The organism is Sphaerobacter sp., assembly GCF_019683595.1.
Classification (GTDB): Bacteria; Chloroflexota; Chloroflexia; order Thermomicrobiales; family Thermomicrobiaceae; genus Sphaerobacter.
Map to the genome: position 1 here is coordinate 1 of NZ_JADGHZ010000112.1, position 11,624 is coordinate 11,624.

General features: G+C 68.3%; 12 protein-coding genes and 1 riboswitch. Of the genes, 7 read left to right on the forward strand and 5 right to left on the reverse strand.

Going from position 1 to position 11,624, the window contains the following annotated elements:
- Positions 1-198 precede the first annotated feature (198 nt).
- The 3 genes from IRZ30_RS11780 to IRZ30_RS11790 form a co-directional block, all read right to left on the reverse strand.
- Positions 199-714 (reverse strand): DUF3224 domain-containing protein, encoded by a 516-nt coding sequence (locus tag IRZ30_RS11780; RefSeq protein WP_294085348.1) that lies wholly within the window; start codon positions 712-714, stop codon positions 199-201.
- A 335-nt stretch (positions 715-1,049) separates the two neighbouring features.
- Positions 1,050-2,345: an O-acetylhomoserine aminocarboxypropyltransferase/cysteine synthase family protein gene (locus IRZ30_RS11785; RefSeq protein ID WP_294085349.1), complete on the reverse strand. Its 1,296-nt coding sequence runs from the start codon at positions 2,343-2,345 to the stop codon at positions 1,050-1,052.
- Between the two features lie 129 nt (positions 2,346-2,474).
- Positions 2,475-3,599 (reverse strand): homoserine O-acetyltransferase, encoded by a 1,125-nt coding sequence (locus IRZ30_RS11790; protein ID WP_294085350.1) that lies wholly within the window; start codon positions 3,597-3,599, stop codon positions 2,475-2,477.
- 407 nt (positions 3,600-4,006) lie between these two features.
- A riboswitch (SAM riboswitch) is annotated at positions 4,007-4,108 on the reverse strand.
- 283 nt (positions 4,109-4,391) lie between these two features.
- Between IRZ30_RS11790 and IRZ30_RS11795 the strand changes: the two genes are divergently transcribed.
- The 7 genes from IRZ30_RS11795 (at position 4,392) to IRZ30_RS11825 (ending at position 10,668) form a co-directional block, all read left to right on the forward strand.
- On the forward strand, positions 4,392-5,144 hold the full coding sequence (locus IRZ30_RS11795) for a hypothetical protein (RefSeq protein ID WP_294085352.1): 753 nt from the start codon (positions 4,392-4,394) through the stop codon (positions 5,142-5,144).
- Between the two features lie 145 nt (positions 5,145-5,289).
- Positions 5,290-5,730, forward strand: coding sequence for a hypothetical protein (locus tag IRZ30_RS11800; protein WP_294085354.1), 441 nt, complete (start codon positions 5,290-5,292; stop codon positions 5,728-5,730).
- 180 nt (positions 5,731-5,910) lie between these two features.
- Complete coding sequence (locus IRZ30_RS11805; protein ID WP_294085356.1) at positions 5,911-7,311, forward strand: amino acid ABC transporter substrate-binding protein; 1,401 nt, start codon at positions 5,911-5,913, stop codon at positions 7,309-7,311.
- Between the two features lie 63 nt (positions 7,312-7,374).
- Complete coding sequence (locus tag IRZ30_RS11810) at positions 7,375-8,253, forward strand: branched-chain amino acid ABC transporter permease (protein WP_294085358.1); 879 nt, start codon at positions 7,375-7,377, stop codon at positions 8,251-8,253.
- Complete coding sequence (locus IRZ30_RS11815; RefSeq protein ID WP_294085361.1) at positions 8,253-9,248, forward strand: branched-chain amino acid ABC transporter permease; 996 nt, start codon at positions 8,253-8,255, stop codon at positions 9,246-9,248. The genes IRZ30_RS11810 and IRZ30_RS11815 overlap by 1 nt, the downstream gene beginning before the upstream one ends.
- Positions 9,245-9,955: an ABC transporter ATP-binding protein gene (locus IRZ30_RS11820; protein WP_294085363.1), complete on the forward strand. Its 711-nt coding sequence runs from the start codon at positions 9,245-9,247 to the stop codon at positions 9,953-9,955. The genes IRZ30_RS11815 and IRZ30_RS11820 overlap by 4 nt, the downstream gene beginning before the upstream one ends.
- Before the next feature lie 5 nt (positions 9,956-9,960).
- Positions 9,961-10,668: an ABC transporter ATP-binding protein gene (locus tag IRZ30_RS11825; RefSeq protein WP_294085365.1), complete on the forward strand. Its 708-nt coding sequence runs from the start codon at positions 9,961-9,963 to the stop codon at positions 10,666-10,668.
- Positions 10,669-10,857: 189 nt separating this feature from the next.
- On the opposite strand, the gene IRZ30_RS11830 is transcribed toward IRZ30_RS11825, so the two are convergent.
- Together IRZ30_RS11830 and IRZ30_RS11835 are read right to left on the reverse strand one after the other, a co-directional pair.
- On the reverse strand, positions 10,858-11,205 hold the full coding sequence (locus IRZ30_RS11830) for a carboxymuconolactone decarboxylase family protein (RefSeq protein WP_294085366.1): 348 nt from the start codon (positions 11,203-11,205) through the stop codon (positions 10,858-10,860).
- Between the two features lie 38 nt (positions 11,206-11,243).
- Positions 11,244-11,624 (reverse strand): aldo/keto reductase (locus IRZ30_RS11835; protein WP_294085367.1); only part of this gene is annotated, 381 nt, incomplete at its 5' end.

Sequence of the window (11,624 nt, forward strand, 5' to 3'; positions counted from 1 at the left end):
GGTGCGTCTACCCGGCTGGGGACAGCACTCACACCCCGCAGTGGATCCCGCCTCCCGGCGCGTGCCCGGCGGCTAACGGAGTTTGACGAATTATGTGGGTTTCCGCCGGTCGGCACGCGCCAGGCGGCTGTAGCCCCGGGCACGTGCCGCCAGTGTGGATCCTCACGTCACCCCTGGTGGACTGGCCAGCCGATGCCGTCAGGACCCGAAGTCGAGCGTCGCCATGTAGGTGCCGCTCCCGCCCTGGCCCGCGAACGAGCCGTGGCCGGTGAGGCCCTCTAGATCACCGGTGCCGCTGCCCTCAACGACGGTGAAGGCGCCGTGTCCTGTGCCCGTCGTTGTGTCGAGGACGACCGCGTCATGGAACTGCACCGTCCCGGTCTGTCCGTCGATGACCCCATTGAACGTCTCCAGCGCGAGGCACACGGCGTGGCCCGAAGGGTGCATCGCACAGGTGCCAACGATGACCGAGGTGCCCGTGGCGGTGCCGGTCAGTTCGTCCTGCTCCATGAAGTCGAAGAGTGTGAAGTGGCCGACGGTCCGTTCGTTGCCCGTCTGGAAGCTGACCTGGGTGAATTGGCCCACGGCCTGAGTGGGTTGTGCGCTCGCGACATTAGGGTAGGCGGCCGCCAGCATCATCACGAGGGCCAACGATACGGCGACCAGCCACCGTGCAGGGCTCGCAGCCAGCGCCCGTCGCATTGCCGTCCCCATGGTGCGTCCTCCTTTCGTGCCGCCGGTCTCAAGACCACGCAGTCGTTCGGTACGTGACGCGTCCTCGGTCCGGCACCGCGGCGGTCGACGGTCACAGCCGGGAGCCGCCTCCGCGGCGATGTACAATGTGCCCAGACTACCCTGGTCTATGACTTATGTCAACCGTTGCGTTGCGTTCCATCGGGGAGGCCGGTAGGGGAGGGGACAACCGGCACCGGCGGATACGCTGCTTTGGAATGACGACGCCCCCGGCGGGGGGCGAGGCGGTGCACCTCGCCCAGGTCACGGGGGCGTCGGATGGCTCTGTAACTGAACAGCGCGCCAGCGCCGCGTGCCTATGCGGTCGCGTGCACGGATCGGCCCACGGCGATGTTGAGCGCCCGGTCGAGGTCGTCGATGATGTCCTCAACGTCCTCGATGCCGATCGAGAGACGCAGCAGATCGGGCGTGACCCCGGCGGCAAGCTGCTCCTCCTCGCTGAGCTGCTCGTGGGTCGTCGTGGCCGGGTGGATGATGAGCGACTTGGCGTCGCCCACGTTGGCGAGCAGCGAGAAGAGCTGGACGTTGTCGATCACGGCGCGGCCGGCTTCGATGCCGCCCTTGACGCCGAAGTTCAACACCCCGCCGAAGCCGTGCTCGAGCTGCTCACGTGCGACGTCGTGATAGGGGTGGCTCTCCAGGCCGGGATAGTTGACCCACTCGACGCGGGGGTCGTCTTCCAGCCAGCGGGCGACGGCCAGCGCGTTCTCGCAGTGGCGCTCCATGCGCAGCGAGAGCGTCTCCAGACCCTGGAGGAAAAGGAAGGCGTTGAACGGCGAGAGGGCCGGGCCGAGGTCGCGCAGGGGCTCGACGCGGGCACGCACGATGTAGGCGAGGTTGCCGAAGCGCTCGACGTACTCCTCCATCTTGGGGAACTTGCCGTTGGTCCAGTCGAAGCGCCCGCCGTCGACGATGATGCCGCCGATGCTGGTGCCGTGGCCGCCAATCCACTTCGTCGCCGAGTGGACCACGATGTCGGCCCCGTGCTCGATCGGCCGGCAGAGGTACGGCGTGGCGAAGGTGTTGTCCACGATGAGCGGCACGCCCACTTCGTGGGCAATCGCCGCGACGTCGCGGATGCGCACCACGTCGAGCCGCGGGTTGCCGATCGTCTCCATGTAGAGCGCGCGGGTCTTGTCGGTGATCGCCTCGCGGAAGTTGTCGAGGTTCGACGGGTCGACGAAGCGCGTCGTGATGCCGTGCTTCGGCAGGGTCACGCTGAACAGGTTGTAGGTGCCGCCGTAGAGGCTGGCGGCCGAGACGATTTCGTCTCCCGCTTCAAGGAAGGTGAAAATGGCGAGCGACTCCGCCGCCTGGCCGGAGGCGGTCGCCAGCCCGGCGACGCCCCCTTCGAGCGAGGCGACGCGCTGCTCGAAGACGTCGTTGGTGGGGTTCATGATGCGGGTGTAGATGTTGCCGAACTGCTCCAGCGCGAACAGTTGGGCGGCGTGCTCCGCGTTGTGGAAGACGAACGACGTCGTCTGGTAGATCGGCACCGCGCGGGCCGTCGTGGTCGGGTCCGGCTGCTGGCCTGCGTGGACCTGCCGGGTGTTGAATCCCCAACGCCGCTCGGTTCCGTTGCTCTCCGTCACCTGAAATAACTCCTCTCGATCACTCTGATCACTCGTGTTGCCTTGCGGCCGGAGGGGTCCGGCCGCGGTCGTCGGGCGTGACAGCGTCGCCACGCCACGGCGGAGGCCGTGCCTCGTCGCCTTGCACGGCTACGGCTCCTCGATGAAGGACTTGATGACCGGCGCGAACAGGTGAAAGTCCTTGAGGAAGGCATCGTGCCCGTTGGGCGAGTCGAGCTCGTAGTAGCGCGCGTCGCGTCCCAGGCGCTGCAGGTGCTCGACGATCTCCCGACCGTAGCTGGGCAGGAACAGGATGTCGGAGCGAATGCTGATCGACAGCGTCCGCGCCCGGATGCGGGCCAGCCCTTCCTCGTACCCGCCGCGATCGCGACCCAAGTCGTGCGAGTCCATCGCACGGGTCAGGTAGAGATAGGAATTGGCGTCGAAGCGGCGTACGAGCTTGTCCCCCTGGTAGTGCAGGTAGCCCTCGATGTCGTAGCGGGTCAGGAACTCCGGCCAGGTGGTGTAGCGGGCCTCCGGCCGGCGTCCGAAGCGGGCCTGCATCAACTCGTCGCTCTGGTAGGTGATGATGCCGACCATGCGGGCCAGGGCCAGGCCGCGGTCAGGCCCCATGCCAGGCTCGTACTCGCCGTTGCGCCAGGCCGGATCGAGCATGATCGCGCGCCGCTGCACCTCGTTGTAGGCGATCCCCTGCGGGCTGAAGCGGCCGGACGTGGCGATGGGTACGATGCGGTCGACGTTCTCCGGGAACATGGCCGCCCATTCCAGCGCCTGCATCCCGCCGAGCGAGCCGCCGATCACCGCATGCAGCCGCCGGACGCCGAGCCGCTCCAGCAGCCGGGCCTGCGCCGCGACCATGTCGCGGACGGTGATCGGGGGGAAGCGCAGGTTGTAGCGCGTACCGGTGCGCGGGTCGATCGAGCACGGTCCGGTCGATCCGTAGCAGCTCCCGAGCAGGTTGGAGCAGACGACGAAGAAGCGGTCGGTGTCGATCGGGCGCCCGGGGCCGACCAGCGGCTCCCACCAGCCCGGCTTGTCGTCCGGGCCGTGCGAGGCGACGTGGCTGTCGCCGGTCAGGGCGTGGGTGACGAGGACGGCGTTGTCGCCGTTTGCGTTCAGCTCGCCCCAGGTCTCGTAGGCCAGCTCGACATATGGGATCGTGTCGCCCTGCTCCGTGATGAACGGCGCATCAGGCGTGGCGATCGTGAGCGAGCGGCGAGTCGATACGGTCGATGCATCGGTCGTGATGGTCACGTTCCCCTCCCGCGGCGGTCAAGGTTGCTTAGCCCTGGTGCCTGCCATCGGCCGGGGCGGGGAATGAAAAGCGCCCGTCCCCGGCCTCGGGGACGGGCGCTTGAGCCCGTGGTACCACCCCGCTTCGCCCGCGCCTCGCGACGCGGACCTCAGTGGGTGCAGATGCACCCCGACCTGGATAACGGAGGTCAACCCGACGGTACCTACTGAGGGCGGTTGCCCCGTTCAGCCCGCGGCTCGGAGGTCATCTTCACCCGGCACCCGTGCGCCGCCTTCCACCGTCGCGGCTCGCTGGAGCCGTGGTCTCCGGGCTACTCTCCTCGTCATCGCCGTTGCTGGCTGCCTGCTTGGTTGTGGGAGGGATCAAAAAACCCTCCACACCAGGTGGAGGGTGGCCTTCTTGATGTCGCTCATCGTGCGGACGCTGTCCGCCGGCATTGGCACCTGGCGCGATACGCGCTGGTTGCCGGGCTTCGCAGGGCCGTTCCCTCCACCACTCTGGATGAGCGCAGGCCATATTCACTTGTGGCGGTGATCGTACCGGAATCCCAGGGTCGCTGTCAAGTCCTCTTCCCTGAGATCCTCCGTTCACTCACAACTCGGCGTGGTCAAGGCACGACCGGGTGCACGTCCACCGGTTTGCCATCCTGTCGTGGAACGCGTCGAGTGCAGGGTTCGGTGGTGCCCAGGATCGGGATCAAGAGATCGTCGCCGCTACCGTAATGGTCAGTGTATTGCGCTGGTATTGCTCGGCAGGGTGTTGATCGGCTGAGCCGGACGAGGGGCCTGGGCATGGACACCACCGCCTCCAGCGCGTCGCTGCGCTTGTCGGCCGCGCTGCTGCTCGTGGGACAGATCCTGTACATCGTCGTCACGCAGTTCCACGCCGGTGGGGAGGCCAACGACCATCCCACCATCTTCGCCGTGTACGCCGGCAGTGGGACCTGGACGGCGGTGCACATCGGCCAGTTCGTGGCGATGGCGATCTTGCTCGCGGGGCTGTCCGCGCTCTGCTTCGGTGTGGACCTGCGGGTGGGCACGGCGAGATGGACGGGGCGATTCGGCGCCGTGTCGGCGGTGGTCGCGCTGGCGCTGTACGGCGCCCTCCAGGCCGTCGACGGGGTCGCCAACAAACAGGCTGACGCTGCGTGGGTACGTGCGCCCGACGCTGACAAGGCGGCCCGCTTCGCGAGTGCCGAGGCCGTCCGCTGGATCGAGTGGGGCATGCGGAGCTACCACGACTATACGCTTGGCCTGGCGTTGCTCCTGTTCGCCGTCGCGGTCGCGTGGACGGCGTGGATCCCGTTGCCCATCGGGGTTCTGATGGGTCTGTCCGGCGTCGTCTATCTGGTCCAGGGCTGGGTGGTTGGTGCCGAGGGCTTTTCCCAAGCGCTGTCGTTCGAGATCGTGCTGGCCTGGGTGCTGAGCTTGGTGTGGATGATCTGGCTCTTCATCGTCGCCTGGCGGACACCGGAGTCGGAGCTTCGGCGGCTGGAGGCGAAAGGGCGGGGTCGTCCTGGCACGATCCACTCTTCGTCCGGGTGATGGTGGGGCACCGGCTACCGCGCAAGGGAATTCCTGGACTGGCGACGCTGTCGTGTCCCGGGCGCCAATGGTACACCGCGTGCAACCGTCGCTTGGCGAGGATCAACGCCTGCGGCGTCCGGAACGTCCGAAACAGGTGTGAACCATGCAGCCAGCCGACCGGCAATCGACGATCGCGATCCTCCAGGGGCTCTACTACCTGCCCACCGGAATCTGGCCGCTTGTCAGCCTGCGCACCTTCATGGCCGTTACCGGCCCCAAGGTCGACGGCTGGCTGGTCAAGACCGTGGGCGCGCTGATCACGGTGGTCGGCGGGGTCTTGATGCTGGCGGGGCTGCGGGGTCGCGTGACGCCCGAGCTTCGCCTGCTGGCGGTCGGCAGCGCGGCCGGACTGGCCGCCGTCGATGTCGTCGACGTCGCTCGTCGGCGGATCTCTCCGATCTACCTGTTGGATGCCCTCGGCGAAGGGATCCTGATCGGCGCCTGGATCGCCGCGATGCGCACCGAGCGGCGCGTGCGAGGGCATCGAGTGGGGAGGCAACGTGCGCGCATCCGCAGGCGGAAACAGCGCGCGGTGCGGGCATAGGGGCAGCCGCGTGCGAATCGCGTGGTGATTCGGCCGAATGGTTGCCGCAGGGGTTCTTGACAAGCCGATCACCGATTCGCTACCGTGTTTCCAGCGCAGAAACAATTAGGTTGATCGACGCTGTTGGGTTCCAGCGCCAGATCGTGGCTCAAGCATACGGGCGTGAGGAGGAGCGAGGTCATGGCACATCGCGATGCTCGGCTCGTGGCACTCATCGAAGAGGCGCGGACACGGCGCTACAGCCGCCGGGACATCATCCGGCGGGGTCTGGCGTTGGGGCTCTCGATGCCCGCGATCGGGTGGGTTCTCGCGGCCTGCGGGGGCGGGGAAGCGGCATCGACCAGCCCACCCGGCGGCGCCGCGCCCGGTGGTACGCCCGCGGCCAGCCCCGGAGCGGGCTCACCGGCCGCAGGCGGTCCGGCGATCAAGGTCGGCGTGGTCACCTCGCTCTCCGGCGACGATGTCTTCGGCGGGAACCTTACCAAGCGCGGCTACGACTTCTGGGCCGAGACGATCAACGCGCAGGGTGGCGTCGAGATCGGGGGCCAGCGGTATCCGGTCCAGATGTCCTACGCCGACGACCAGAGCCAGCCGGCCACCGGAGCCGACGGCGCGGAGCGGCTCATCACCCAGGACCAGGTCGACGTCATCTTCGGCCCGTACACCAGCGGCGTGACGCTCGCGGTCTCGCCCATCTGCGACAAGTACAAGGTGCCGATGATCGCCGGCTCGGCGGAGTCGCCCAACGTCTGGAAGCCGCAGCCGCAGTACACGTTCGGCATCATCCCCTCGGTCGACCTCACCGCCGGCAAGGCGCTCCAGGTGATCGTGGATCAGGCCGACCCGAAGCCCGCGAGCGCGGCGATCCTCGGGGCCGATGAGCCATTCTCCAAGGAAGCCGCCGAGGGCTTCCTGGCAGGGGCGCGCGACGCCGGGCTCACCATCACGCGGCAGGAGTTCTTCCCGCCGAATGCCGACCTGACGCCCCTCGTCAGCGGCGTGGCGGCGACCAACCCCGACATCGTCGCGGTCGGCGGGCATGAGGAGATCCTGATCAACTTCATCCGGGCAGCGAAGTCGCTCAACTTTGCCCCGAAGGCGATCATCATGCACTACGGGGTGACCGTACCTGACTTCGCCTCGAACCTGGGCGCGGACGCTGACGGCGTCTTTGGCCTCGTGGTCTGGACGCCCGACGTGTCCTACGAGGACGACGTGTTTGGGACGGCGCAGGAGTACTTCCAGGCCGCCCAGGAGCGCTGGGGCACCGCGCCCGACTACACCGAGGCGGCGTGCTCCGCCAGTGGGCTGGTGCTCGCGGACGCCCTGGCGCGGCTCGGGACGCCGCCGCCCTACTCCGATGACGACCGGGCACGGCTGCGTGACCTGCTGGAGGAAACCGACATCACGACGTTCTATGGGCCGATCCGCTTCGAGACCGAAGGAGACCATTTCCACGACAACACCGCCCCGCCCCCGGTGCTCGTGCAGATCCAGGAAGGCGAGGTCGTCGCGGTGGGGCCGTCCGACGCTGCCAAGGCGGACATGATCTACCCGCTGCCTGCCTGGAACGGGCGATGAGGCACACGTGATCGCGCGGGGCGCCTCGACGAGTCGGCGCCCCGCGCCTGGATGAGCGTTCCGATGACGCTGCTGCTGCAGACGATTGCCAACGGCGTGCTGATCGGCGGCCTCTACGTCGGGATCGCGATCGGCTTCGCCCTGGCGTTCGGTGTCCTCGACGTGGTCGATTTCGCGGTCGGCGAGTGGGTGATGCTCGGTGGCTTTCTCGGGTTCTACCTCCAGCAGTGGCTGGGGATTGACCCCTTCCTGCTCCTGCCCCTCGCGTTTCTCGTGTTCGGCACTGTGGGCTACCTGCTGGCGCCGCTGATCTACCGGGTGCGGAGTGGCAGCTACGCCCGGCCGGCGCTGATGGCGCTGGCCTTCACCTTCGGCATCTCGCTCATCATGCGCGGATCGACCCTGACGGTGCTGGGGTTCAACACGCGCACGGTCACCACCCAGGTGGGGCAGCAGACCTTCATGCTCGGACAGATCGCGCTGCCGGGGCTGCGGGTCGTCGCCTTCGCCTTCGCCCTCCTCGTCATCGCCGCCTTCCTGATCTTCCTCTACCGCACCCGGCCGGGGCTGGCCATCCGGGCGGTGGCGCAGAACCGGCAGACTGCTGGTCTGATGGGGATCGACGTCAAGCGCATCAGCGCCGTCGTCTACGCCCTCTACGCCGCGCTGACCGGGATGGTCGGCGTGCTGATGGCGGCGATCTACTCGGTCAACGCCGAGGTGGGCGTCCGCTACACGCTCTTCGCGTTCTTCGTCGTGGTGCTGGCCGGGCTTGGCTCGATCGGCGGCGTGCTGGCGGCGGGCCTGTTCCTGGGCATTCTGGAGGCGCTGTCGGCGGTCTATGTCGGGGGCAGCTACACCTACCTGATCGTCTTCGGTGTCCTCTATCTCGTCCTCGTCGTCTCACCGCGCGGCCTGCTGCGCCGGGGAGCGCATGTGTGATGAGTGCCGCTATACCGCGCATCACCCTGGCCGTGCTCGGCCTCGCCGTGCTTGCGAGCCTGCCGTACTTGCTCGACCCCTACTGGCTGCGGATCGCGACCGGGATCCTGATGTGGGCGGGGCTGGCATGCGCCTGGAACATCATCGGCGGCTACGGGGGCTACATCAGCTTCGGCCACTCCGCGTTCTTCGGCATCGGTGCCTATGCGGCCGGCATCCTGATGGGTGCCCGCTACGGACTGCCCTTCGGCGTGGCGTTGCTGGTCGGGATGGTGGCCGCGTCGATCGTGGCGGCGCTCATCGGCTGGCCGACCCTGCGGCTACGCGGCGCCTACTTCGCCATCGCCACCTGGGCCTTCGCCGAGATGCTGCTCCAACTGGCGACCATTCTCGAGATCACCGGCGGGACCGCCGGGCTGACGCTCCCGCCGCTCCTCGACGAGCGGTTCTTCTTCTACGCCATGCTCGTCGCGGCGGTCGTCACCTACGGGGCCAGCTACGTCCTGCTGGAGCGCTCCCGCTTCGGCTACCGGCTCAAAGCGGTCCGCGACAGCGAGGTGGCGGCCGAGAGCCTGGGGATCAACACGACGCTCGTCAAGATCCAGGCGTTCGTCCTCAGCGCGGCGATCCCGGCGGTCTTCGGCGGCATCTACGCCTACTGGATTACCTTCATCAACCCCACCAGCGTCCTCGGGGCGGACATCACCGACCAGATGGTGGTCATGGTCCTCCTCGGTGGCCTGGGGCACTTTTGGGGTCCGGCCATCGGCGCGGTCAGCATGTACCTGGTCAACCGCCTCATCTGGACGCAGTGGGCCAACACCACGGCCTACATCGCCATCCTCGGTGCGGTGATCGCGGTGGTCGTCCTCTTCCTGCCCGATGGACTGGTGAGCCTTTGGCCGGGGACCCGGCGCCTGCGGCTCGTGCGCGCGCTGGCGCGCCAGGTGGGGCGACAGGCGCCCCGGACCGGCGCGGCGGAGGAAAAGCCATGAGTGTGCTGGAGCTCGACCAGGTGTCGCGCGCCTTCGGCGGGATCCAGGCGGTCGACGGCGTCAGCCTCACGGTCGCCCCGGGCGAGATCGTCGGCATCATCGGCCCAAACGGGAGCGGCAAGAGCACGCTCTTCAACCTCATCACCGGGGTGTACCGGCCCGATACCGGACGCGTGCTGTTCCAGTCGCTCGACATCACCGGCTGGCGGCCCTACCGCATCGCCCGGCTGGGCGTGGGGCGCACCTTCCAGATCCCCACTCTGTTCCAGCATCTCACCGCCTACGAGAACCTGCTGGCCGCCGCGGTGGAGGGGGACTGGCGGCATGCACCACGCCGTGCGGAGGAGGTGCTCCGCTTGCTGACCCTGGACCACGTGCGGGACGAGCGGGCCGACAACCTCTCCGGCGGCCAGCAGAAGCTGCTGGAGCTGGGGCGGGTGCTGATGCGAAGCCCAAGCCTGATTCTCCTCGACGAGGTGACGGCCGGCGTCCACCCGCGGTTGCGGGAGGTCATCCTCGACGCGGTCCGTGAACTGCGCGACGCGGGGACCACCTTCCTCGTCATCGAGCACGACATGGAGCTGGTCCGCACGATCTGCGACCGCATCGTCGTTATGGACTTCGGCCAGGTCGTCGCGACCGGCACCTTCGACGAGATCGCCGCGGACCCGCACGTCATGGAGGCCTACCTGGGGAGGGGAGTCTGACGGCGATGCTGCGCGTCGAGGGGGCGGTCACCGGTTACGGTCGGCTCACGGTGTTGCATGGGGTATCCATCGAGGCGGCGCCCGGGCAGATTACCGCCGTCTTCGGCCCGAACGGCAGCGGGAAGAGCACGCTGGTCAAGGCGGTCGTCGGGATTCTGCCCCTCTGGGAAGGGAGCGTCCGGCTCGATGACCAGGACCTGACCGCGCTTCCGGCGCATCAGGTGGTCCGCCGGGGTGTGACGCTGATGCCGCAGGGCGGCGGCGTCTTCCCGCAACTGACGGTGCTGGAGAACCTGCGGCTGGGCGGGTACATGGTCGCCTCAACCCGCGAGGTGGAGGAGCGGATTACCCAACTGCTCGACGAGTACCCCGCGCTGGCCCGTCGTCGGAAGGTCGCCGCCGGGAACCTCAGCGGCGGGGAGCAGATGCAACTCGCCATCGCCCGCGCCCTGGTGAGTCGCCCGCGCTTCCTCCTCCTGGACGAGCCGTCGGCCGGGCTGTCACCTCGGCTCGTCGCTGAGACGCTGGAGCGCGTCGCTGCTCTGCGCGAGCGGGGCGTGGGCATCCTCATGGTGGAGCAGAACATCCGCGAGGCGCTGCGGGTCGCCGACGCCTGCTACATCCTCGTCGGCGGCGCCAACCGCTGGCAGGGCTCCCCGGCAGAGCTGCGCGACGATCGGCGGATCATGGAGCTGTACCTCGGCGCGGCGTAGATCCCGGCCGGTGCGTGTTGCGTACTGCGTGTTCCGTGTTGCGTGTTCCGTGACAACGTGGACGGGAGCGGGGCGGTGGTTGGTGGCTTGCCCGTCACCGTCCCAGTGGGCGCCGGCGTCCTTGTCGGTCTTCGTCGTCGCGCATGACGCGAGCACGGAGGACCGGCAAGGACGCCGGCGCGTTTGGGTCTATTGCTCGGCGCGGAGGAGGTCGAGCGTCTCGACGGCGTGGCGGAGGTGCGGGATGACGATGCTGCCGCCGACGATCAGCGCCACATTGAGCGCGTCGTAGATCTCCTCGTCCGACCAGCCGGCCTTGACGCACTGGTCGAGGTGATAGTCGATGCAGTCGTTGCAGCGCAGCACGGTCGAGGCCACCAGCCCGAGGAGTTCCTTCGTGCGCCCGTCGAGTGCGCCGTCGCGGTAGGCGCCCGAGTCCAGGCTGAAGAACCGCTTGATCCCCAGGTGGTCGATCTCCGCGATGCGCGCGTTCATCCGCTCCCGGTAGGCCCGGAACTCGTCCAGCCGCGTGGTCATGATGCGCTCCTGTCCCCTAGCGAGCTCATGCCGGCGACTTACAGCGCGCCGGCGGCCTCGAGACGCCGGTCGATCTCGGCCAGGTCGTCGGCGTTCAGCTTCCATTCCCCGGCGGCCACGTTGGCCTTGACCTGTTCCGGGCTCGTCGCGCCCGGGATGATCGAGCAGACGACCGGTTGGGCCAACAGCCAGGCCATCGCCAGCTCACCGACGGTGTGCCCGCGCTCCTGCGCGAAGCCCTCCAGCGCCTCCAGCGCAGCGAAGTTCCGCTCCGTCAGCCGCTGCTGCTGCCACGTCTCGCTCGCCGCGCCGCGTGTGCCGGCCGGCACCGGCTCGCCCCGCCGGTACTTGCCGGTCAGGAACCCACCTGCCAGCGGCGCGTAGGGCACCACGCTCATCCCGTAGTGGGTGCAGGCCGG